General features: G+C 70.1%; 19 protein-coding genes. 12 read left to right on the top strand and 7 right to left on the bottom strand.

Features of this window, described 5'->3' with window-relative positions; genetic code table 11:
• Nucleotides 1-231 precede the first annotated feature (231 nt).
• From AB0J12_RS04805 to AB0J12_RS04790, 4 genes are read left to right on the top strand one after another with little or no spacing between them, the layout of a single operon-like run.
• Nucleotides 232-1,164: an ABC transporter permease gene (locus tag AB0J12_RS04805; protein WP_363262727.1), complete on the top strand. Its 933-nt coding sequence runs from the start codon at nt 232-234 to the stop codon at nt 1,162-1,164.
• Nucleotides 1,157-2,092, top strand: a complete 936-nt coding sequence (locus AB0J12_RS04800) for an ABC transporter permease (RefSeq protein ID WP_363262726.1) — start codon at nt 1,157-1,159, stop codon at nt 2,090-2,092. The genes AB0J12_RS04805 and AB0J12_RS04800 overlap by 8 nt, the downstream gene beginning before the upstream one ends.
• 11 nt (nt 2,093-2,103) lie before the next feature.
• Nucleotides 2,104-3,162, top strand: coding sequence for an ABC transporter ATP-binding protein (locus AB0J12_RS04795; protein WP_363262725.1), 1,059 nt, complete (start codon nt 2,104-2,106; stop codon nt 3,160-3,162).
• A complete protein-coding gene (locus AB0J12_RS04790; RefSeq protein WP_363262724.1) occupies nt 3,155-4,303 on the top strand; it encodes a dipeptide ABC transporter ATP-binding protein in 1,149 nt (382 codons plus the stop codon). Before AB0J12_RS04795 ends, AB0J12_RS04790 begins: the two co-directional genes overlap by 8 nt.
• A 149-nt stretch (nt 4,304-4,452) precedes the next feature.
• Here AB0J12_RS04790 and AB0J12_RS04785 read toward each other — a convergent pair whose 3' ends face one another.
• From AB0J12_RS04785 to AB0J12_RS04760, 6 genes are all read right to left on the bottom strand, one after another.
• Nucleotides 4,453-5,451: an ABC transporter ATP-binding protein gene (locus AB0J12_RS04785; protein ID WP_363262723.1), complete on the bottom strand. Its 999-nt coding sequence runs from the start codon at nt 5,449-5,451 to the stop codon at nt 4,453-4,455.
• Nucleotides 5,448-6,464, bottom strand: coding sequence for an ABC transporter ATP-binding protein (locus AB0J12_RS04780; RefSeq protein WP_363262722.1), 1,017 nt, complete (start codon nt 6,462-6,464; stop codon nt 5,448-5,450). The genes AB0J12_RS04785 and AB0J12_RS04780 overlap by 4 nt, the downstream gene beginning before the upstream one ends.
• Nucleotides 6,461-7,369 carry an ABC transporter permease gene (locus AB0J12_RS04775; protein ID WP_363262721.1) on the bottom strand — a complete coding sequence of 303 codons (909 nt, stop codon included), beginning with the start codon at nt 7,367-7,369 and terminating at the stop codon, nt 6,461-6,463. The genes AB0J12_RS04780 and AB0J12_RS04775 overlap by 4 nt, the downstream gene beginning before the upstream one ends.
• Nucleotides 7,366-8,400: an ABC transporter permease gene (locus AB0J12_RS04770; RefSeq protein WP_363262720.1), complete on the bottom strand. Its 1,035-nt coding sequence runs from the start codon at nt 8,398-8,400 to the stop codon at nt 7,366-7,368. Before AB0J12_RS04770 ends, AB0J12_RS04775 begins: the two co-directional genes overlap by 4 nt.
• 3 nt (nt 8,401-8,403) lie before the next feature.
• Nucleotides 8,404-10,254 (bottom strand): ABC transporter substrate-binding protein, encoded by a 1,851-nt coding sequence (locus tag AB0J12_RS04765; RefSeq protein WP_363262719.1) that lies wholly within the window; start codon nt 10,252-10,254, stop codon nt 8,404-8,406.
• Nucleotides 10,255-10,614: 360 nt separating this feature from the next.
• Nucleotides 10,615-11,151 (bottom strand): hypothetical protein, encoded by a 537-nt coding sequence (locus tag AB0J12_RS04760; protein ID WP_363262718.1) that lies wholly within the window; start codon nt 11,149-11,151, stop codon nt 10,615-10,617.
• 387 nt (nt 11,152-11,538) lie between these two features.
• Here AB0J12_RS04760 and AB0J12_RS04755 point away from each other — a divergent pair, with 387 nt between their 5' ends.
• The 5 genes from AB0J12_RS04755 to AB0J12_RS04735 are packed head-to-tail and all read left to right on the top strand — an operon-like array spanning nt 11,539 to nt 17,141.
• Nucleotides 11,539-13,173, top strand: coding sequence for an ABC transporter substrate-binding protein (locus tag AB0J12_RS04755; protein ID WP_363262717.1), 1,635 nt, complete (start codon nt 11,539-11,541; stop codon nt 13,171-13,173).
• A gap of 6 nt (nt 13,174-13,179) precedes the next feature.
• Entirely contained in the window at nt 13,180-14,103 is a 924-nt protein-coding gene (locus tag AB0J12_RS04750) for an ABC transporter permease (RefSeq protein ID WP_363262716.1), read from the top strand.
• A complete protein-coding gene (locus AB0J12_RS04745) occupies nt 14,096-15,076 on the top strand; it encodes an ABC transporter permease (protein ID WP_363262715.1) in 981 nt (326 codons plus the stop codon). The genes AB0J12_RS04750 and AB0J12_RS04745 overlap by 8 nt, the downstream gene beginning before the upstream one ends.
• A 6-nt stretch (nt 15,077-15,082) precedes the next feature.
• On the top strand, nt 15,083-16,057 hold the full coding sequence (locus AB0J12_RS04740) for an ABC transporter ATP-binding protein (protein WP_363262714.1): 975 nt from the start codon (nt 15,083-15,085) through the stop codon (nt 16,055-16,057).
• A complete protein-coding gene (locus tag AB0J12_RS04735) occupies nt 16,050-17,141 on the top strand; it encodes a dipeptide ABC transporter ATP-binding protein (protein WP_363262713.1) in 1,092 nt (363 codons plus the stop codon). The genes AB0J12_RS04740 and AB0J12_RS04735 overlap by 8 nt, the downstream gene beginning before the upstream one ends.
• Nucleotides 17,142-17,271: 130 nt before the next feature.
• Here AB0J12_RS04735 and AB0J12_RS04730 read toward each other — a convergent pair whose 3' ends face one another.
• Complete coding sequence (locus AB0J12_RS04730) at nt 17,272-19,383, bottom strand: prolyl oligopeptidase family serine peptidase (RefSeq protein WP_363262712.1); 2,112 nt, start codon at nt 19,381-19,383, stop codon at nt 17,272-17,274.
• A 156-nt stretch (nt 19,384-19,539) separates the two neighbouring features.
• Here AB0J12_RS04730 and AB0J12_RS04725 point away from each other — a divergent pair, with 156 nt between their 5' ends.
• The 3 genes from AB0J12_RS04725 to AB0J12_RS04715 all read left to right on the top strand — a co-directional run bounded on the left by AB0J12_RS04725 (nt 19,540) and on the right by AB0J12_RS04715 (nt 21,089).
• The gene (locus AB0J12_RS04725) at nt 19,540-19,734 is read left to right on the top strand and encodes a hypothetical protein (RefSeq protein WP_363262710.1); all 195 of its coding nucleotides are present in this window, start codon (nt 19,540-19,542) and stop codon (nt 19,732-19,734) included.
• Nucleotides 19,735-19,812: 78 nt separating this feature from the next.
• Nucleotides 19,813-20,673 (top strand): N-acetyl-1-D-myo-inositol-2-amino-2-deoxy-alpha-D-glucopyranoside deacetylase, encoded by an 861-nt coding sequence (mshB, locus tag AB0J12_RS04720; RefSeq protein ID WP_363262709.1) that lies wholly within the window; start codon nt 19,813-19,815, stop codon nt 20,671-20,673.
• The gene (locus tag AB0J12_RS04715) at nt 20,673-21,089 is read left to right on the top strand and encodes a DUF6113 family protein (RefSeq protein WP_363262708.1); all 417 of its coding nucleotides are present in this window, start codon (nt 20,673-20,675) and stop codon (nt 21,087-21,089) included. Before mshB ends, AB0J12_RS04715 begins: the two co-directional genes overlap by 1 nt.
• Nucleotides 21,090-21,250 lie beyond the last annotated feature (161 nt).

The raw sequence follows: 21,250 nt of genomic DNA, 5'->3' as shown, positions 1-21,250 counted from the left end.
GTCCTCGGGTGAACTGCCCCCCCCGGCGGGTCCCCCGAACCTGCCGGGGTTCCTGTAAATTAATAACCGGCGGCCTACCCGGTTGGCCGGCCCGCCCCGGGGGGGGGGCGCCACGGCGTCGGCCGACAACAGGCCGGGGGGCCCTTTTCAGCACACACGTACGGACAGGCTCGGGGGAGCCGTTCGTGTGTGATGGAAAGGGCCTGCCGCTGTGACTGACATGGAGGCACCATGGGGCGCTATGTCGCACGACGACTGCTCCAGATGATCCCGGTCTTCATCGGGACAACCCTGCTGATTTTCCTGATGGTCTACGCCCTGCCCGGCGATCCCGTGCGGGGGCTCTTCGGTGACAAGGGCACGAGCCCGGCGGTCCTTCGGGCGCTGCGGCACGAGTACGGCCTCGACAAGCCCGTTCTGGTCCAGTACTTGGACTACATGAAGGGCATCGTCCTGCACTTCGACTTCGGCAACCAGATCGCCAGCGGGCGTCCGGTCACCGAAATCCTGGGCGACGCCTTCCCCGTGACGCTGCGCCTGTCCGGCCTGGCGTTCGTCATCGAGGCGGTCCTCGGCATCGTTCTCGGCGTCGTCTCCGGCATGCGTGCCGGCAAGTGGGCCGACACCGTCGTCCTCTTCGTGACGCTGCTGCTGATCTCGGTCCCCGTCTTCGTCCTGGGCTACATCCTCCAGACGGTGTTCGCCTTCCAGCTCGGCTGGCTGGAACCGGCGGTCAACGACGACACGAACCTCAACCAGCTGCTGCTGCCGGCCATCGTGCTGGCCAGCGCCTCACTGGCCTATGTGGCCCGGCTCACCCGGACGTCGATCGCGGAGAACCTGCGCGCCGACTACATCCGCACCGCCGTCGCCAAGGGCCTGCCCCGCCGCCGTATCGTCGGTGTGCACCTGATGCGCAACTCGCTCATCCCCGTCGTCACCTTCCTCGGCACCGACCTCGGTGCCCTGATGGGCGGCGCCGTCGTGACCGAGAGCATCTTCAACATCCACGGCATCGGCGGCACCATCGCCGACTCGATCACCCGCCGTGAGGGCACCACGCTGGTCGGCCTGGTCACCATCCTCGTCCTCGTGTACCTCCTCACCAGCCTGATCGTGGACCTGCTGTACGCGGTTCTGGACCCGAGGATCCGTTATGCCTGAGCTGACCAAGACCGCAGACGAGCCCGTCGTCGCCGTCGCCGCAGGCGGCGCCCCCGCGGGCAAGCCGGAGAAGACCCGCAGCCTGTGGGGTGACGCCTGGCGGGACCTGCGCACCAACTGGGTGTTCATCGTCTCGGCGGTGCTCATCCTGCTGCTGATGGTGATGGCGGCCTGGCCGAGCCTGTTCACGGGCGCGGACCCGAACAACAAGGACCTGGCGGCCCACTACCTCCAGCACCCGCACTACGGCAAGGCCTTCGCCGAGGACTGGCTGGGCTACGACGCCCAGGGCCGCAGCGTCTACGCCCGTGCCATCTACGGCACCCGCGCCTCGCTGCTCGTCGGCGCGGGCACCACGCTGGTCGTCACCGTCTTCGGTGGTCTGGTCGGCATGCTCGCCGGCTACTTCGGCGGCTGGCTGGACGCGGTGCTGTCCCGCATCACGGACATGTTCTTCGGCATCCCGTTCCTGCTCGGCGCGATGGTGATGCTGAACTCCTTCACCGAGCGCAACATCCCCGTCGTCATCACCGCCCTGGCCTTCCTGGGCTGGACCCAGACGGCGCGTGTCATGCGCGGTTCGGTGATCACCGTCAAGGCGACGGACTATGTGCAGGCGGCCAAGGCGCTCGGCGCCTCGACCAGCCGGATCCTGTTCCGCCACGTGCTGCCCAACGCGGTCGCGCCGGTGATCGTCGTCGCCACCATCTCGCTGGGTGTCTACATCGGCGCCGAGGCGACGCTGTCGTTCCTGGGCCTGGGCCTGAACGGCGTCTCGTGGGGCAACGACATCTCCGACGGCGGCAACCAGATCCGCGTCGCGCAGTACATCATGCTCTACCCGTCGATCATGCTCAGCATCACGGTGCTGGCGTTCATCATGCTCGGTGAGGCCGTCCGCAACGCCCTCGATCCGAAGTCGCGCTGAGGGAGGCGTACGTGACCATCATCGAAGACACCACTTCCGTGCCCTCGCCGCGCGGCGAGGGCGCCGACGGCGGTCCGCTGCTCGAAGTGCGTGACCTGCACGTCGAGTTCCACACCCGTGAGGGCGTGGTCAAGGCCGTCAACGGCGTCAACTACAGCGTCTCCGCGGGTGAGACCCTCGCCGTGCTCGGCGAGTCCGGCTCCGGCAAGTCGGTCACCGCGCAGGCCATCATGGGCATCCTCGACATGCCGCCGGCGAAGATCCCGCAGGGCGAGATCCTCTTCCGCGGCCAGGACATGCTGAAGATGTCCGGCGAGGACCGCCGCCAGATCCGCGGCCGCCGTATCGCGATGATCTTCCAGGACGCGCTCAGCTCGCTGAACCCGGTGCTGACCGTCGGCTACCAGCTCGGTGAGATGTTCCGCATCCACCAGGGTCTGTCCAAGAAGGACGCCAAGGCCAAGTCCATCGAGCTGATGGACAAGGTCAAGATCCCGGCCGCTGCCGCCCGCGTCAACGACTACCCGCACCAGTTCTCCGGCGGTATGCGCCAGCGCATCATGATCGCCATGGCGCTGGCGCTCGAGCCGGACCTGATCATCGCCGACGAGCCGACCACGGCCCTCGACGTGACGGTCCAGGCGCAGGTCATGGACCTGCTCGCCGAACTGCAGCGCGAGTACAACATGGGCCTGATCCTGATCACCCACGACCTCGGCGTGGTCGCCGACGTCGCGGACAAGATCGCGGTGATGTACGCGGGCCGGATCGTGGAGCGCGCCCCGGTCCACGAGCTGTACAAGCGGCCGGCGCACCCGTACACGCGGGGTCTGCTGGACTCCATCCCGCGCCTGGACCAGAAGGGCCAGGAGCTGTACGCGATCAAGGGTCTGCCGCCCAACCTGCTGCACATCCCGACCGGTTGCGCCTTCAACCCGCGCTGCCCCAAGGCCCAGGACATCTGCCGCGAGCAGGTCCCGCCGCTGGCGCCGGTCACCGAGCAGGACGGCACGGACCTGCCGGGCCGCGCCTCGGCCTGCCACTTCTGGAAGGAGACGCTCCATGGCTGAGCTCAGCAAGAACGACGAGCAGCCGGATGCCACGCCGAACGTCTCCGAGGTGGACGTCGTCGACGCCCACTCCGAGGAGGAGGCGGTCGCCGCGATCGAGGCGCCCGTGTCGCGCGGCGAGCCGATCCTTCAGGTGCGTGACCTGAAGAAGCACTTCCCGCTGACCCAGGGCATCCTGTTCAAGAAGCAGATCGGCGCGGTCAAGGCCGTCGACGGTGTCTCCTTCGACCTTTACCAGGGCGAGACCCTCGGCATCGTGGGCGAGTCCGGCTGCGGCAAGTCCACGGTCGCCAAGCTCCTGATGAACCTGGAGCGCGCCACAGCGGGCGAGATCTTCTACAAGGGCCAGGACATCACCAAGCTGTCCGGGCGTGCGATGAAGGCGGTCCGCCGCAACATCCAGATGGTGTTCCAGGACCCGTACACCTCCCTCAACCCGCGGATGACGGTCGGCGACATCATCGGCGAGCCCTTCGACATCCACCCCGAGGTGGCCCCGAAGGGCGACCGGCGCCGCAAGGTGCAGGACCTGCTCGATGTCGTCGGTCTGAACCCGGAGTACATCAACCGCTACCCGCACCAGTTCTCCGGCGGTCAGCGCCAGCGCATCGGCATCGCCCGCGGCCTGGCCCTGAACCCCGAGATCATCATCTGCGACGAGCCGGTCTCCGCGCTGGACGTGTCCGTCCAGGCGCAGGTCGTCAACCTGATGGAGCGTCTGCAGGACGAGTTCAACCTGTCCTACATCTTCATCGCGCACGACCTGTCGATCGTCCGGCACATCTCGGACCGTGTGGGCGTGATGTACCTCGGCAAGATCGCCGAGATCGGCACGGACGAGCAGATCTACGACCACCCGACGCACCCCTACACCCAGGCGCTGCTCTCCGCGGTCCCCGTCCCGGACCCGGACGCGCGTGAGCACCGCGAGCGCATCATCCTCACCGGTGATGTGCCGTCCCCGGCGAACCCGCCGTCGGGGTGCCGCTTCCGCACCCGGTGCTGGAAGGCGCAGGACAAGTGCGCGCAGGAGGTTCCGATCCTGGCGATCCCGGAGCGCTTCAAGGGCGAGGACACGCCTGCGGCGCACGAGTCGGCGTGCCACTTCGCCGAGGAGAAGGACGTCGTCCACGCGGTGTGACCGCCGTCGGCTGAGCCGTTGTTCCCGGTGCCCTTTGTTTTCGGGTGCCGGGAACTTTGGTTTTCTGCGGTGGTCTTTCGGGTGCGGGCGCGTTGTGGCTGGTCGCGCCCGCGCGGCGGTAGCCGCATGTCAAATACAGCCCCGCGCCCCTAGGCGGGCATCAGCCCCGTCGGTGACAAGTGGCAGGCCGATTGGCTTCGTGTATCGGCGTTGAGGACGGCCGGGTCCTTTGTGCGGCAGGCCTCTGCCACTCCCGCTCGTTCTGCCTCTCCGTTCGCCAGGGCCGGGCAGCGGGCGTGGAAGCGGCAGCCGGAGGGGATGCGGGAGGGGTCCGGGGGTTCGCCGGACAGGACGACCGGCGTGCCGGGGGCCTCGGGGAGGACCGACAGCAGAGCCTGGGTGTAGGGGTGCCTCGGGGAGGTGAGTACCTCCTCCACCGTTCCCGTCTCCACGATCCGGCCCAGGTACATCACCGCCACCCGGTCGGCGATGTTCCATGCAAGGCCCAGGTCGTGGGTCACCACCAGTGCCGCCAGGCCGAGTTCGGTGCGCAGGCGGAGCAGCAGGGCCAGGATCTCGCCGCGCACCGAGGCGTCCAGGGACGCCACCGGTTCGTCGGCCACCAGCAGTTCCGGTTCCAGCACCAGCGCGCCCGCGATGACGACCCGCTGGCGCTGGCCGCCGGACAGTTCGTGCGGGTAGCGCAGGAAGAAGCGCTCCGGGGGGCGCAGGCCCGCGCGCGACAGGGCGTCGGCGACCGCCTTGCGTTCGTCCCCGGCGTGCCCGTGGATGCGCAGGCCCTCCGCCACCGCGTCGTACACCGTGTGCCGGGGGTTGAGGGAGCCGCTGGGGTCCTGGAGGACCAGCTGGACCTGGCGGCGGTGGGCGCGCAGGGCTCGTTGCGAGTAGGACAGTTCCCGTCCGTCGTACGTCACCTGGCCCGCCGTCGGTTTCACCAGCCCCAGCAGCGCGCGGGCCAGCGTCGACTTGCCGCAGCCGGACTCGCCGACCAGCGCGACGATCTCGCCGGGGCGGATGTCGAGCTGCACCCCGTCGACCGCGCGGGCCGGCCCGGCGCCCTGCCGGCCCGGGAACGTCACGCCCAGGTCCCGCACCGTGAGCAGCGGGGCGTTCGGTGTCGTCGTCATGGCGTGCTCCTCGCGTTCTCGGGAGGCGCGGCCGGGTCACCGGGCGGCCCCGCGGACTCCGGTACGCCGGTCACGTGCACGCAGGCCGCCGCGCGGCCCGGGCCGGCGTCCCGCAGCGGCTGGTCGTCGGCCGCGCACACCGGCAGGGCCACCGGGCAGCGGGCGTGGAAGGCACAGCCGGCGGGGAGGGCGGACGGGTCCGGCGGGTCGCCGGGCAGGCCCTGCGGGGCGAACCGGGACGCCGGGTCGCCGATGCGGGGGAACGCGGCCGACAGGGCACGCGCGTACGGGTGCCGGGCGTCCTCGTGGACCGAGCGGGCCGGGCCCTCCTCGACCACGCGCCCGGCGTACATCACCGCCAGCCGGTCGCAGGTGTCGGCCAGCACGGCGAGGTCGTGACTGATCATGATCAGGCCGACGTCCTGGTCGGCGACCAGGTGCTCGATCAGCCTCAGGATCTGCGCCTGGATCATCACGTCCAGGGCGGTCGTCGGCTCGTCCGCGATGATCAGCCGGGGCTCGCAGGCCAGGGCCATGGCGATCATCACGCGCTGCCGCTGGCCGCCGGACAGCTCGTGCGGGAAGGCCGAGGCGCGTGCCGCCGGCAGGCCCACCTGCTCCAGCAGCTCCCCGGCGCGCTTGCGGGCGGCGGCGGCCGTCGCCCGTCCGTGCAGCAGGATCGGTTCGGCGATCTGGTCGCCGACCCGGTGCACGGGGTTGAGGGAGTGCATCGCGCCCTGGAACACGATCGACGCGCCCGCCCAGCGCACCGCGCGCAGCTGCCCCCAGCGCATGCCGAGCACGTCCTCGCCGTCCAGCGTGACTCGGCCGGTGATCCGCGTGCCCGCAGGCAGCAGCCGCAGCAGCGCCAGGGCCAGCGTCGACTTGCCGCAGCCCGACTCGCCCGCGACGCCGAGCTTCTGCCCGGCCTCCAGCGTCAGGTCCACGCCGCGTACGGCGGCCGCTCCGCCCTGGTACGTCACGGCGAGGTCCCGTACCTCCAGCAGCGTCATCGCGCCACCCCCAGCCTGGGATTGAGGACTGCCTCCACGGCCCGTCCGCACAGCGTGAACGCCAGCGCCACCCCCGCGATCGCGATGCCGGGCGGCACCAGGTACCACCAGTCGCCCGAGCTGACCGCGCCCGCCTCCCGCGCCTCCTGGAGCATCCCGCCCCAGGACACGACCGTCGGATCGCCCAGCCCGAGGAAGGCGAGCGTGGCCTCGGCGAGGATGGAGGAGGAGATCATCAGCGTCGTCTGCGCCAGCACCAGCGGCATCACGTTCGGCAGTACGTGCCGGGTCATGATGTGCCAGTGCCCGCCGCCGAGCGCCTTCGCCCGTTCGATGTACGGCCGTGACTCCACCGCGAGGGTCTGCGCCCGCACCAGCCGCGCGGTCGTCGGCCAGGTGGTGACGCCGATCGCCAGCACGACCGTGCCGAGCGAGCGGGGCAGCACGGTGGCCAGCGCGATGGCCAGCACCAGTGTCGGCATCACCAGGAACCAGTCCGTGACCCGCATCAGGACGGTCGCGTACACGCCCCGGAAGTGTCCGGCGGTGATCCCGACGACCGCGCCGATCGCCACCGACAGCACGGCCGCGAGCAGGCCGATGAGCAGGGAGACCCGCGAGCCCCACACCAGCAGGCCGAGCAGGTCGCGGCCGAAACGGTCGGTGCCCAGCCAGAACCCCCCGCTCGGGCTCTGCAGCGGCCGCCCGGGTGCGCCGGTCACGCTCGCCACGTCCGAACCGACCGTCAGCGGCGCGCTCAGCGCGAGCAGGGCGAGCAGCACGAGCGCCGCGAGGCCCGCCAGCCCGGCGCGGTGGGTGGTGTACTGCCGCCAGAACCGTGCGGCGGCGCGGCGGCGGCGCTGCCAGGTCAGGGCCGCCACGGTGGGAGGCGCGGTTGTGCTCATGTCCGTCCCACCCTCGGGTCGAGCAGCGGATAGACCAGGTCTGCCAGGGTGTTCATGACGATCACCGCCGCGGCGAAGAAGAGGAACAGGCCCTGCACCAGCGGCAGGTCGGGCACGCTGAGCGCCTGGTAGAACAGGCCGCCCAGGCCCGGCCAGGAGAAGACGGTCTCGACCAGGATCACCCCGGCGACGGTCCGGCCGAGGTTGACGAAGACGAGCGTGACGGTCGGCAGCAGCGCGTTGGGCACCGCGTGGCGGCGGCGCACCAGGTCGTCGCGCAGCCCCTTGGCCCGTGCGGTCGTCAGATAGTCGCTGCCCATCTCGTCCAGCAGCGCCGAGCGGGTCACGAGCAGCGTCTGGCCGTACTCGACGGCGACCAGCGTGACCACCGGCAGGATCAGGTGGTGGGCGACGTCGAGGACGTACGCGAAGCCCTCCTTGCCGCCGGACTCCATGCCGCCGGTGGGGAAGAGCCCGGGGAGCGGGCCGATGCCGACCGACAGCACGATGATGAGCAGCAGGCCCAGCCAGAACGACGGCACCGAGTACAGGGTCAGCGCCAGTCCGGTGTGGAAGCGGTCGGAGAGGCTGCCGCGCCGCCAGGCCGCGCGGGTGCCGAGGAAGACGCCGAGCAGGGTGTAGAGCACGAACCCGGTGCCGGTGAGCAGCAGGGTGTTGGGCAGCGCCTCGGTGATCTTGTCGACGACCGGGGCGCGGAACTGGTACGAGGTGCCGAGGTCACCGGTGAGCGCCTTGCCGCAGTAGTCCGTGAACTGCTGCCACAGCGGCAGGTCCAGCCCGAACTCCCGGCGGTAGGCGGCCAGTTGCTCGGCGGAGATCGGGCGGCCGCCGGTCATCGTACGGACCGGGTCGCCCGGGATCAGCCGGAACAGGAAGAAGCCGGTGACGAGCACGGCCAGCAGCGACACGGCGGCGCCGGCCAGCTTGCCGGCCCCGTAGCGCAGGTAGGGGACCGGTGACGGGCGGCGCCGGGTGCGCTCGCCCGCCGTGGCGAGAGTGGTGGCGGTCATCGGCTACTCGCGGTCCTCTGCGGTGGAGCGGCGGCGCAGGGCGAGGAAGCCGGCGGCGCCCACGAGGACGACGGCACCCGCGACGATCCCGACCACCACGCCGGTCGAGCTGCCGGAGTCCGAGGAGCCGCCGGAGGCGGCGGGCTCGGCCGACCACCAGCTCCAGTAGCCGTCCTGGCCGTAGATGTTGCCCGCGGCCTTCGGCATCGTCTCGATCGAGGCGATCTGGTCGGTGCGGTAGGCCTCCAGCGCGTTGGGGTACGCCATGACGTTCATGTACCCGGTGTCGTACAGCCGCGACTCCATCTGCTTGACCAGGTCCGCCCGCTTGGCCGGGTCGTACTCGGCGAGCTGACGGGCGTACAGGTCGTCGAACCGCTTGTCGCAGATGAAGTTGTCGGTCGCGCCGGTCTTCTTCGCGTCGGCGGGCAGGGCGGCGCAGGTGTGGATGGACAGCACGAAGTCCGGGTCGGGGTTGACCGACCAGCCGTCGAAGGCGAGGTCGTAGGTGCCGGCCAGCCAGGGGTCGCTGACGTTGTCCAGGCAGTCGAGGCGGACGCCGACGCCGAGCTTGCCCCACCACTCCTTCAGATACTGGCCGACGGCCTTGTCGTTGGGGTCGGTGGCGTGGCACAGCAGACGGTAGGTGAGCGGCTTGCCGTCCTTGCCGACGCGCTGCCCGGAGCCGTTCTTCTGGTAGCCGGCCTGGTCGAGGAGTTGCGCTGCCTTCGCCGGGTCGTAGGCCAGTTCCTGCTCGGCCGAAGGCTTCCAGAAGTAGGTGGAGAAGCGCGGCGGGATGTATCCGGCGCCCTCGACGGCGTGGCCCTGGAAGACCTTGTCGATGAGCGTCTTGCGGTCGACGGCGAGGAACAGCGCCTGGCGCACCCGCTGGTCCAGCAGCGTGGGGTTGCCGTCGCCGAGGCGGGTGCCGTCCTTGGCGCGGGCGCCGGGGTTGACGGCGAGGGCGTAGAAGCGCCGGCCGGGGGCGTCGTTGACCTTGACGCCGTGCTGGTTCTTCAGGGCGGCGGCCTGGGCGGGGGTGAGGTTGCCGACGAAGGACACCTCGCCCTTCTGCAGGGCGGCGACGGCGGCGTCACCGTCCTTGTAGTACTTGAAGACCAGCTCGTCGAACTTGGGCGCGCCACGCCAGAACGTCTTGTTGGCCTTGAGCCGTACGTAGCTGTCGGGCTTGTAGTCGGCGAGCACGAACGGGCCGTCGCCGACGACGGGGAACGTCTTGTCGTTGTTGAACTTGGAGAAGTCGCCGACCTTCTCCCAGATGTGCTTGGGCACGATCGGCACGTCGAGCGCCGTCATGGTGGCCTGCGGTTTCTTCAGCTCGATGACCAGTTGGGTGGGGCTCGGGGCGGTCACCTTGCGGAAGTTGCCGACGAAGCTGCCGTTGGCGGTGGCGGCGGACTCGTCGGTCATCATCTTGGTGAAGGTCCAGGCCGCGTCCTCGGCGGTGACCTTCTGCCCGTCGGACCAGGTGGCATCGGAGCGGATGGTGTACGTCCAGGTGAGCTTGTCGGCCGAGGGCGCCCACCGGGTGGCGAGGCCCGGGACCGCGTGCGCGTCGCCGGGGTCGTAGTCGGTGAGGTACTCGTACATCAGCCGGTTGATGCTCGTGGAGAGCAGGCGGGTGGCGAGGAAGGGGCTGAGCGAGTCGACGCTCTGCGCGACGGCGACGGTGAGCACCTTCGGGCCGCCGTCCGCCGCCGCGGCCTGGGCGGGCGCGGGGGCGAGCGGGGTGGCGAGCGCGGCGGTCAGCGCCAGCGCGGCGGTGCCGGCCGCGGCGGCGAGGCGGGTGGTGGGGCGCGCTCTTACGGGTCCGTGCTGATCGTTTCGCTTCATGGAACGTGACCTCGCGTCGTCGCTCGCTGGGGACAGCAGTGTCCGGAAGTGGCCCCTCGCTCGGGGACGGGTGTGTCTGGAAGTGGCTGATCACTCGGGGACGGCTGTGTCTATCAGTGGCTGTCTGCGCGCGTCAACGGTCCGTCAAACCCCTTGCCGCCTGCGAAAACGGCACTTCGACGGCTTCCTGTGCACCCCATTGGTCCAGTCCACTGAAGCCCCCCAGGTGAAGCCCTGACGGCCCCTCGGGAGAACGCCCGGCACACACGAAGGAGCCCCGCCGGACATGGTCCGACGGGGCAGGGGTGGAACCGGCGCCCTCCCGTATGTGCCGGTTCCCTCAGGAGATACGAGTGGGCATCACCCGTACTGGATCCCCCACAGGTTGTTGTTGCGCTTGGCGGGGGCGACGATGCCCGACTTCTTCCAGATCTTGTGCTTCACGCACTGCTGCTGCCCGTTGGGCTCCAGGTGGTACTTGGTGACGCTGAAGCCCTTGGCCTCGTGGTACATCATCAGGCGGCCCTTGGTCTTGCCGGACTTCTTCTGCACCGTCGCCGAGTAGGTCCAGGTGTCCGACTTCGTCCAGGTCTTGCCGACGGAGACGCTGAAGGACGTCGACGCCTTGGCGAAGATGACGCCGGCCTCGGTGCCCAGCGTGGCCGTGCCGGTGGCGGTCCAGCTGCCGGTCTTGTTCTTGGCGTAGCTGATGGTCACGCCCGGCCGCGCCCAGTCACTGTGCACGTTGGTCGGTTCCCACACCGTCTTCTTGTCGCCGATGCTGTAGATGGGGGTGTCGTCGCACCGGACCCCGGCGGCCGCCGTCGGGGCGGAGACCACCACCGCACCGCAGCCGAGCAGAGCGGTGGACAGGGCCGCGCTCATCACACGCTTCATGGATCGCCTTTCAGGCACATACGGGCCGGCGGCCGGACCGGTCGTGTCCCGGCGCGCCGACTTGAAGAGAACACGCCAGATCCTTCTCTCAACTCCCCTGTGAGGGAAGGGATCTGAGTGACTCTTGAGCTTCGCGCGAGGTGCCCGGCGTGTCGTCGCACCCGGGGTCCGTCTCTTCATCCGGTGCGACGAGGCGCCGGATCTCCTGCTCTTCCGTCCCCTCCCGTGCGGTGGCCGCATGCACCCGGACGGGCGACCCGTGCCCCGGACGGATGGCGTGAATGTGAGGTATGTGGCATTCAAGCGGATAGTGGCCATAACGATCAGCGCCCCGGCGCCGGCGGCACCGCGTCGCCGGGCGGGGGCGCAGGGACGAGGAGGCACTCCATGCGCGGAGCCACGCACGCCACCTGGGCCGCCTGCGCGACCGCGGTAGTCCTCGCGGCGACCGCCTGCGGAAGCGGGGGAGACAGCGGCAGCGGTGGTGGCAACGGCGGCGGCGTCCTCAGCTCCTCCTGGGGCGACCCGCAGAACCCGCTGGAGCCGGCCAACACCAACGAGGTCCAGGGCGGCAAGGTCCTCGACATGATCGTCCGCGGGCTGAAGCGGTACAACCCGCAGAACGGCAAGGCCGAGGACATGCTCGCCCAGTCGATCGAGACCTCCGACTCCCAGAACTTCAAGATCACCATCAAGCCCGGCTGGACCTTCTCCAACGGCGAGAAGGTCACCGCCAAGTCCTTCGTCGACGCCTGGAACTACGGCGCGAGCCTGAAGAACAACCAGAAGAACGCCTACTTCTTCAGCTACATCGACGGCTACGACAAGGTCCACCCCGACAGCGGCAAGCAGACCGCGGACACCCTGTCCGGCCTGAAGCTCGTCAACGACCAGACCTTCACCGTCAAGCTCAGCCAGAAGTTCTCCACCTTCCCCGACACCCTCGGTTATCCGGCCTTCGCCCCGCTGCCGCAGGCGTTCTTCACCGACCACGCCGGCTGGATCAAGAAGCCGATCGGCAACGGCCCGTACAGCATCCAGTCGTACGCCAAGGGCTCGCAGATGTCCCTGCGCAAGTGGGACGGCTACCTGGGCTCGGACAAGGCGCAGAACGGCGGCGTCGACCTGAAGGTCTACACCGACAACAACACCGCCTACACCGACCTGATGGCCGGCAACCTCGACCTGGTCGACGACGTCCCGGCCGCCCAGCTGAAGAACGTCAAGAGCGACCTGGGCGATCGCTACCTCAACACCCCGGCCGGCATCATCCAGACCCTCTCGTTCCCCTTCTACGACGCGCGCTGGAACAAGCCGAACTCCGAAAAGCTCCGCCAGGGCCTGTCGATGGCCATCAACCGCAAGCAGATCACCGACACGATCTTCGCGAAGACCCGCACCCCCGCCACCGACTGGACCTCACCCGTGCTCGGCACGGCGGGCGGCTACAAGCCGGGCCTGTGCGGGAAGTTCTGCGACTACAACCCGGCCGAGGCCAAGAAGTACGTCCAGCAGGGCGGCGGTATCCCCGGCGGCCAGGTGAAGATCACCTACAACGCCGACACCGGCTCCCACAAGCAGTGGGTCGACGCCGTGTGCAACTCCATCAACAACGCGCTCGGCAACACCAAGGCGTGCGTCGGCAACCCGGTCGGCACCTTCGCCGACTTCCGCAACCAGATCACGCAGAAGAAGATGGGCGGCCCCTTCCGGGCCGGCTGGCAGATGGACTACCCGCTCATCCAGAACTTCCTGCAGCCGCTGTACTACACCAACGCCTCCTCCAACGACGGCCACTGGTCCAACAAGCAGTTCGACGGCCTCGTCGACAAGGCCAACCAGGAGACCGACACCGCCCAGGCCGTCGGCCTGTTCCAGCAGGCCGAGGGGGTCGTCCGGGACAACATGGCCGCGATCCCGCTGTGGTACCAGAACGGCAGCGCCGGCTGGTCGGACCGCCTGTCCAACGTGAAGCTGAACCCGTTCAGCGTGCCCGTGTACAACGAGATCAAGGTGAGCTGACCGGTCATGGGCCGCTACGTCGTCCGGCGTCTGCTGCAGATGATCCCGGTGTTCATCGGGGCGACGCTGCTGATCTTCCTGATGGTGAACGTGATGGGCGACCCCATCGCGGGACTGTGCGGCGAGCGGCAGTGCGATCCGGCCACCGCCGCCCAGCTGAAGAAGGAGTTCGGGCTCGACAAGCCGGTGTGGCAGCAATACCTGACCTACATGGGGAACGTCTTCACCGGTGACTTCGGTACGGCGTTCAACGGCCAGGAGGTCACCGAGCTGATGCGGACGGCGTTCCCCGTCACCATCCGGCTGACCATCGTCGCGATCCTCTTCGAGATCGTCATCGGCATCACCCTCGGCGTCGTCACCGGCCTGCGCCGCGGCCGGCCCGTCGACACCGGGGTGCTGCTCGCCACCCTCGTCGTGATCTCCGTGCCCACCTTCGTCACCGGCCTGCTGCTCCAGCTGCTGCTAGGCGTGGAGTGGGGCTGGATCAGCCCCTCGGTGTCCCCGGCCGCGCCCTTCAGCGAGCTGATCGTGCCCGGCCTGGTGCTGGCGTCGGTGTCCCTGGCCTACGTCACCCGGCTCACCCGCACCTCCATCGCTGAGAACCGGCGCTCGGACTATGTGCGCACCGCCATCGCCAAGGGGCTGCCGCGACGCCGGGTCGTCGTCCGGCACCTGCTGCGCAACTCCCTCATCCCCGTCGTCACCTTCATCGGCACCGACATCGGCGCGCTGATGGGCGGCGCGATCGTCACCGAGCGCATCTTCAACATCCACGGCGTCGGCTACCAGCTCTACCAGGGCATCCTGCGGCAGAACACCCAGACCGTCGTGGGGTTCGTGACCGTCCTCGTGCTGGTCTTCCTGGTCGCCAACCTGGTCGTCGACCTGCTGTACGCCGTACTCGACCCGAGGATCCGCTATGCCTGAGCAGCCGTACGAGCCCGAGGGCGCCATCGCCGGCACCGGCATGGGCGGCGCGATGGACCTCGCGTCCAGTGAAGCGACGACGCTGGAGAAGACGCCGGGCGGCCCGCAGGGCACCGGTCCGCAGGCCAAGCCGCGCTCCCTGTGGTCCGACGCCTGGCGCGACCTGCGCCGCAACCCGGTGTTCCTGATCTCCGGGGTCATCATCCTCTTCCTGGTCTTCATCTCCCTGTGGCCGTCGGCCATCACCTCCGGCTCCCCCCTCAAGTGCGACCTGTCCAAGGCCCAGCAGGGCTCCTCGGCCGGCCATCCCTTCGGCTACGACGGCCAGGGCTGCGACGTGTACACGCGCACCGTGTACGGCGCCCGTACGTCGGTGACGGTCGGCGTGTGCGCCACGCTCGGCGTCGCGCTGCTCGGCAGCGTGCTGGGCGGGCTCGCCGGGTACTTCGGTGGCGCCTGGGACGGGTTCCTGTCCCGGATCACCGACATCTTCTTCGCGATCCCGGTCGTGCTCGGCGGCCTGGTGCTGCTGTCCGTGGTCACCAGCAACACCGTCTGGCCGGTCGTCGGCTTCATCGTGCTGCTGGGCTGGCCGCAGCTCTCCCGCATCGCCCGCGGCTCGGTCATCACCGCCAAGCAGAACGACTACGTACAGGCCGCCCGCGCGCTCGGTGCCTCCAGCTCCCGCATCCTGCTGCGGCACATCACGCCCAACGCGGTCGCCCCGGTGATCGTCGTGGCGACCATCGCGCTCGGCACGTACATCGCCCTGGAGGCCACCCTGTCCTTCCTCGGCGTCGGCCTGAAACCGCCCAGCGTGTCCTGGGGCATCGACATCTCCGCCGCCGCGCCCTACATCCGCAACGCCCCGCACGCCCTGCTGTGGCCCTCCGGCGCCCTGGCCGTCACGGTGCTGGCCTTCATCATGCTCGGCGACGCGGTCCGCGACGCCCTCGATCCGAAGCTGAGGTGAGTCGCCGTGCTGCTCGAAGTGCGTGATCTGCACGTGGAGTTCCGGACGCGGGACGGGGTCGCCAAGGCCGTCAACGGTGTCACCTACGGCGTGGAAGCGGGGGAGACGCTCGCCGTGCTCGGTGAGTCCGGGTCCGGCAAGTCGGTCACCGCACAGACCGTCATGGGCATCCTCGACATGCCGCCGGGCCGGATCACCGGCGGCGAGATCCTCTTCCAGGGCAAGGACCTGCTGAAGCTGAAGGAGGACGAGCGGCGCAAGATCCGCGGCGCCGGGATGGCGATGATCTTCCAGGACGCGCTCAGCTCCCTCAACCCGGTGATGACGGTCGGCGACCAGCTCGGCGAGATGTTCGTGGTGCACCGCGGGATGACGACCAAGGAGGCCCGCGCCAAGGCCGTGGAGCTGATGGAACGGGTGCGCATCCCGGCCGCCAAGGAGCGGGTGCGGCAGTACCCGCACCAGTTCTCCGGCGGTATGCGCCAGCGCATCATGATCGCCATGGCGCTGGCCCTGGAACCCGCGCTCATCATCGCCGACGAGCCGACCACGGCCCTGGACGTGACGGTCCAGGCCCAGGTGATGGAGCTGCTCGCCGACCTCCAGCGCGAGTACAACATGGGCCTGATCCTCATCACCCACGACCTCGGCGTGGTCGCCGACGTCGCCGACAGGATCGCCGTGATGTACGCCGGCCGCATCGTGGAGTCGGCGCCGGTGCACGACATCTACAAGGCGCCTGCCCACCCGTACACCCGCGGCCTGCTGGACTCCATCCCGCGGCTGGACCAGAAGGGCCACGAGCTGTACGCCATCAAGGGCCTGCCGCCCAACCTCATGAACATCCCGCCCGGTTGTGCCTTCCACCCGCGCTGCCCCATGGCCCGGGACGTGTGCCGCACGGACGTGCCGCCGCTGTACGAGGTGTCCGAAGAGCGCGGCAGCGCCTGCCACTTCTTCCGGGAGTGCCTGCATGGCTGAGCCGATCCTCGAGGTCAGCGGGCTGGTCAAGCACTACCCGCTCACCCAGGGCATCCTGTTCAAGAAGCAGGTCGGTGCGGTGAAGGCCGTCGACGGCGTCGACTTCACCCTGGACCGGGGCGAGACCCTCGGCATCGTCGGCGAGTCCGGCTGCGGCAAGTCCACGGTCGCCAAGATGCTGGTCAACCTGGAACGGCCGACCGCCGGGCAGATCCGCTACAAGGGCGAGGACGTCACGAGGCTCTCCGGGCGCGCGATGAAGGCGGTCCGCCGCAACATCCAGATGGTGTTCCAGGACCCGTACACCTCGCTCAACCCGCGGATGACGGTCGGCGACATCATCGGCGAGCCCTTCGACATCCACCCCGAGGTGGCCCCGAAGGGCGACCGGCGCCGCAAGGTGCAGGACCTGCTGGACGTCGTCGGTCTGAACCCCGAGTACATCAACCGCTACCCGCACCAGTTCTCCGGCGGCCAGCGCCAGCGCATCGGCATCGCCCGGGGCCTAGCGCTGCGCCCGGAGGTGATCGTCGCCGACGAGCCGGTCTCGGCGCTGGACGTGTCGGTGCAGGCGCAGGTCATCAACCTGATGGACCGCCTGCAGAGCGAGTTCGACCTCTCCTACGTCTTCATCGCGCACGACCTGTCGATCGTCCGGCACATCTCGGACCGCGTCGGCGTGATGTACCTGGGCCGCATCGTCGAGATCGGCACGGACGAGCAGATCTACGTCCACCCCACGCACCCGTACACCCAGGCGCTGCTCTCCGCGGTCCCGGTCCCCGATCCGGAGGCCCGCGAACACCGTGAGCGCATCATCCTCGCCGGCGACGTCCCGTCCCCGACGAACATCCCCTCCGGCTGCCGCTTCCGCACCCGCTGCTTCAAGGCCCGCGAACGCTGCGCGCTGGAGGTGCCGCTCCTGACGATCCCGCCGCACCTGCCCGGCGGCCGGGCCGCCCACCCCTCGGCCTGCCACTTCGCCGAGGAGAAACAGGTCGTCCCCGGGGAGGACCGCCCCGGCCGGCCGCCCGAGGTGCCCACCGAGCAGCGCCCGCCGCAACAAGGAGACGGGCCGGGGTGACATCGCTGCCACCCCGGCCCGCTCACGGCACCCGCACGGCCGTACGCTGATCAGTCTCGCGCGTCCGTATATCGGTGCCGCTTCCACCAAGTTGCCGGTGTGTTAACGGAGTTCGCGGTTCTTTGTGCCGCTATGCGAGGGCCCGCCGGAGGAAGTCCACCTGGAGCAGGAGCAGGTTCTCCGCGACCTGTTCCTGGGGGGTCATGTGGGTCACCCCGGACAGGGGGAGCACCTCGTGCGGGCGGCCCGCGGCCAGCAGGGCCGAGGACAGGCGCAGCGAGTGGGCGACCACGACGTTGTCGTCGGCGAGGCCGTGGATCACCATCAGCGGGCGGTGCGGTTCGGCGGGGGAGACCAGACCGCCGTCGTCCACCAGGGAGCTGTGCGCGTACGGCGCCGGGTCCGCGCCCGGGTCGCCGAGGTAGCGCTCGGTGTAGTGCGTGTCGTACAGCCGCCAGTCGGCGACCGGGGCGCCCGCGATGCCGGCGTGGAAGACGTCCGGCCGGCGCAGTACGGCCAGGGCTGCGAGGTAACCGCCGTAGGACCAGCCGCGGATGGCGACCCGGGTCAGGTCCAGGGGGTAGCGCTGTGCGAGGTCCTGCAGCGCCTCGATCTGGTCGTCCAGGGTCACCGTGAAGTCGCGGTGGATCGCCTTCTCCCAGGCCGGCGAGCGCCCCGGCGTGCCCCGCCCGTCCGCCACGACGACGGCGAAGCCCTGGTCGGCGAACCACTGGGAGGTCAGATGCGCGTTGTGCGCGGCGGTCACCCGCTGACCGTGCGGGCCACCATAGGGGTCGAGGAGCACCGGCAGGGGGGTGTCACCGGGGTAGTCCGCAGGCATAAGCACGGCGCACGGGATCCGCCGTGCGCCCCCCTCGGTGAGCGTCAGGCGCGGGGACAGGCCGGGGTCCTCGGCATACGACGCGACGGTCGCCACCGGCTTGCCGTCCCGCAGCACCTGCACCCGCGCGCCCGGCCGGTCCGGCGTCGCCGACACCAGCACCGTCACGCCCCCGGCGCGCACCGCCGAGTGCACCCCGGGATCCTGCGACAGACGCTCCCAGCCCAGCTCGTTCACCCGGTAGACGTGCACCTCACCGGTCTCCGGCGCCTCCGCCTCCTGGCCCGCGGACGCGGAGACCAGCACGTCCTCGTCGGCGACGTCGAGCACCGCCCGCACGTGCAACTGCGGCCCGGTCAGCGGCCTTTCCCCGACCGCCAGGACCCGCGCCCCACCCTCGTCCGCGATCCGGACAAGCCGTCCGGAGGGTGACCAGGCCGGCACCCCGGCGAAAAGTTCCAGCCAAATCGGATCTTCATCGGCGTGCACCATCCGGGTCATCCCGGTGTCCGGGTCCACCGCCAGATACAGCTGGCTGCGCTGGTCCCGCGCCTGCACCAGCAGCAGCGGCGCCCCCGCCGCTGACCAGTGCACTCGCGCCAGATACGGGTAGCGCGCCCGGTCCCAGGAGACCTCCGTGCGCACCCCGTCGAGCCCGACCACGAACAGCCGCACCTCGGCGTTCGCCGTCCCGGCCGCCGGATAGCCGACATGACGTGGCTCACGTTCCGGATGAGCGGGGTCGGCGATCCACCAGCGCCCCACCGGCGTGTCGTCCACGCGTGCCACCAGCAGCCGGTCCGACTGCGGCGACCACCAAAAACCCCGCGAACGCGACATCTCCTCGGCCGCGATGAACTCGGCCAGCCCCCAGCTCACCCCCTCGGATTCCGCTTCCGCCAGCGCCCGGTCACCCTCGCCCTCCGCGCCGACCACCCGCAGGGCGCCCCCCGCGGCGTAGGCGACATGGCGGCCGTCGGGGGAGGGGCGCGGGTCGATCACCGGCCCCGGAACGCGCAGTTCACGTGCCGTACCGGCGCGCAGCTCGGCCGTGAAAAGCCGCCCCGACAAGGCGAAGGAGGCCAGTTCGACGGCCGCGTCGGTGGCGTAGCCGACGATGCCGGCGCCGCCCTCCCGGCTGCGCTCGCGGCGCGCGCGCTCCTCGGGCGACAGGTTCTCCAGGGCCCCGCCGAGCAGGGCGTACGGGTCGGCCGCCATGCGCTCGGCGCCGTCGGCCACGTCGAGGACCCACAGCGCGCCGGCCCGGTCGGTGCCGGAGGACGACCGCAGGAACACGACACGGGAACCGTCGGGCGCGACGGTGAACGAACGCGGCGCGCCGAGGGTGAATCGCTGGGTGCGGGCATGCCGCCGCGGGAAGGAGTCAGGCTCGCTCGTCATGCCCTGACCATATTGGCCATGAGCCCCCTTGTGCGCCCGTGCGCCGAGCCATGCGCGAGTACGTAAAGCTATGATCACTAACGCTGTGTGGGTATGAACCTGTCGGCTCTTGCATGGACTTACGAAGTGCCCTGCTCTGTTTGGAGGTGAACCGCCGTGGCACTCTCGATTTCGGCGGTGGTGCTGCTGGCGATCATCGTCTTCCTGCTGGTCAAGAAGTCCGGGCTCAAGGCGGGGCACGCGATCGTCTGCATGCTGCTCGGCTTCTATCTCGCATCCTCGACGGTCGCGCCCACCATCAGCGACCTGACCTCGAACATCGCGGGAATGATCGGCAGCATCAAGTTCTGAGCTGCCGTACCACCCTCCGGGCCGTCCGCCCGGGGACCGTCGCGGGCCGTCATGGGCCGCCACCCTTAGGGTGGCCCCATGACCGCTCTGCCCTCCCGACGTCTGCTGCTGGTGCACGCGCACCCGGACGACGAGTCGATCAACAACGGCGCCACCATGGCCAAGTACGCCGCCGAGGGCGCCCAGGTCACGCTGGTGACCTGCACCCTCGGGGAGCGCGGCGAGGTCATCCCGCCCGAGCTGCGGCATCTGACCGGCGCCGCGCTGGGCCGGCACCGGCTGGGCGAGCTGGCCGCGGCCATGCGCGAGCTCGGCGTCCACGACCACCGGCTGCTCGGCGGCGCCGGCCGCTACACCGACTCCGGGATGATGGGCCTGCCCGACAACGACGACCCCGCCTGCTTCTGGCAGGCCGACCTCGACGAGGCCGCCGGACACCTCGTTCAGGTGATCCTCGAGGTACGGCCCCAGGTCCTGGTCACCTACGACGACAACGGCGGCTACGGCCACCCCGACCACATCCAGGCGCACCGCGTCGCCATGCGCGCCGCCGAACTCGCCGCCGACGCCGGCCGGCCCATCCCCAAGATCTACTTCAACCGGGTGCCGCGCACGGTCGCCGACGACTCCTTCGCCCGCCTCCAGCAGGAGCTGCCGGGGCTGCCGTTCACCAAGACGGCCACGGTCGACGACGTACCCGGTGTCGTCGCCGACGACCGGGTGACCACCGCCGTCGACGGCAGTGCGCACTCCGCCGCCAAGGCCGCCGCGATGGCCGCGCACGCCACCCAGATCGAGGTCGCCCCCGGGCGGCCGTACTTCGCGCTCTCCAACGAGCTGGCACAGCCCATGTTCACCACCGAGTACTACGAGTTGGTGCACGGGGAGCGCGGGAACTCGCGCGAGAGCGACCTGTTCGCCGGGATCGGGGAGGCGTGATGGAGCAGCGCGGATCCGGTTCCCTGCTAGCCCAGCCGCTGCGGCCGCTGTCCCCCGGGCGGGCCGCCGCCTACCTCGGCCTGTTCGTCCTCGGCGGGGTCGTCGCCGTGGCCGGGGCGCTGGTGCAGGCCGCATGGTTCCCGGGCGGGCTGCTGCTGGCGCTCGCCGGAGCGGCCGGACTCTTCCTCGGCGGGGCGCGCGCCGCGGGCAGCCGGGCTGGGGCCGTCGCTCCCGTCGCAGGCTGGATGGTCACCGTAATCTTCCTCACCGCCAGCCGCCCGGAAGGCGACTTCCTGTTCGGCGCCGGCGGCGGCTCCTATCTCTTCCTGCTCGGCGGCATGGCCGTGGCTGTGATCTGCGCCACCCTCGGCGGGGGGCGTCAACCGGGGCCGGACCCCGCCCGACTTGGCAAGTGACGTCCCCTTCGCCGCAGCGCGCTCGTGCGAGTCCCGTGTGGGTTTCCCCAGCGGTCGTGGGATACGGGCCAGAAGTGGCCAGTATGGTGGTGCGCGCCGCCGAGACGCCCCCAGGCTCCACGAGCCGGGGGGACCCCCAGCGAAGGACGATGACGCGGGCG

Source organism: Streptomyces sp. NPDC049915, from assembly GCF_040656475.1.
Lineage (GTDB): Bacteria > Actinomycetota > Actinomycetes > Streptomycetales > Streptomycetaceae > Streptomyces.
The sequence above is the reverse complement of the archived record's forward strand: the minus strand, read 5'-3'. Positions and strand labels throughout refer to the sequence as shown.

Coding starts and splice junctions, on each gene's coding strand:
- AB0J12_RS04805 (WP_363262727.1), top strand. CDS start 232: ATGGGGCGCTATGTCGCACGACGACTGCTCCAGATGATCCCGGTCTTC.
- AB0J12_RS04800 (WP_363262726.1), top strand. CDS start 1,157: ATGCCTGAGCTGACCAAGACCGCAGACGAGCCCGTCGTCGCCGTCGCC.
- AB0J12_RS04790 (WP_363262724.1), top strand. CDS start 3,155: ATGGCTGAGCTCAGCAAGAACGACGAGCAGCCGGATGCCACGCCGAAC.
- AB0J12_RS04785 (WP_363262723.1), bottom strand. CDS start 5,451: ATGACGACGACACCGAACGCCCCGCTGCTCACGGTGCGGGACCTGGGC.
- AB0J12_RS04780 (WP_363262722.1), bottom strand. CDS start 6,464: ATGACGCTGCTGGAGGTACGGGACCTCGCCGTGACGTACCAGGGCGGA.
- AB0J12_RS04775 (WP_363262721.1), bottom strand. CDS start 7,369: ATGAGCACAACCGCGCCTCCCACCGTGGCGGCCCTGACCTGGCAGCGC.
- AB0J12_RS04770 (WP_363262720.1), bottom strand. CDS start 8,400: ATGACCGCCACCACTCTCGCCACGGCGGGCGAGCGCACCCGGCGCCGC.
- AB0J12_RS04765 (WP_363262719.1), bottom strand. CDS start 10,254: ATGAAGCGAAACGATCAGCACGGACCCGTAAGAGCGCGCCCCACCACC.
- AB0J12_RS04760 (WP_363262718.1), bottom strand. CDS start 11,151: ATGAAGCGTGTGATGAGCGCGGCCCTGTCCACCGCTCTGCTCGGCTGC.
- AB0J12_RS04755 (WP_363262717.1), top strand. CDS start 11,539: ATGCGCGGAGCCACGCACGCCACCTGGGCCGCCTGCGCGACCGCGGTA.
- AB0J12_RS04750 (WP_363262716.1), top strand. CDS start 13,180: ATGGGCCGCTACGTCGTCCGGCGTCTGCTGCAGATGATCCCGGTGTTC.
- AB0J12_RS04745 (WP_363262715.1), top strand. CDS start 14,096: ATGCCTGAGCAGCCGTACGAGCCCGAGGGCGCCATCGCCGGCACCGGC.
- AB0J12_RS04735 (WP_363262713.1), top strand. CDS start 16,050: ATGGCTGAGCCGATCCTCGAGGTCAGCGGGCTGGTCAAGCACTACCCG.
- AB0J12_RS04730 (WP_363262712.1), bottom strand. CDS start 19,383: ATGACGAGCGAGCCTGACTCCTTCCCGCGGCGGCATGCCCGCACCCAG.
- mshB (WP_363262709.1), top strand. CDS start 19,813: ATGACCGCTCTGCCCTCCCGACGTCTGCTGCTGGTGCACGCGCACCCG.
- AB0J12_RS04715 (WP_363262708.1), top strand. CDS start 20,673: ATGGAGCAGCGCGGATCCGGTTCCCTGCTAGCCCAGCCGCTGCGGCCG.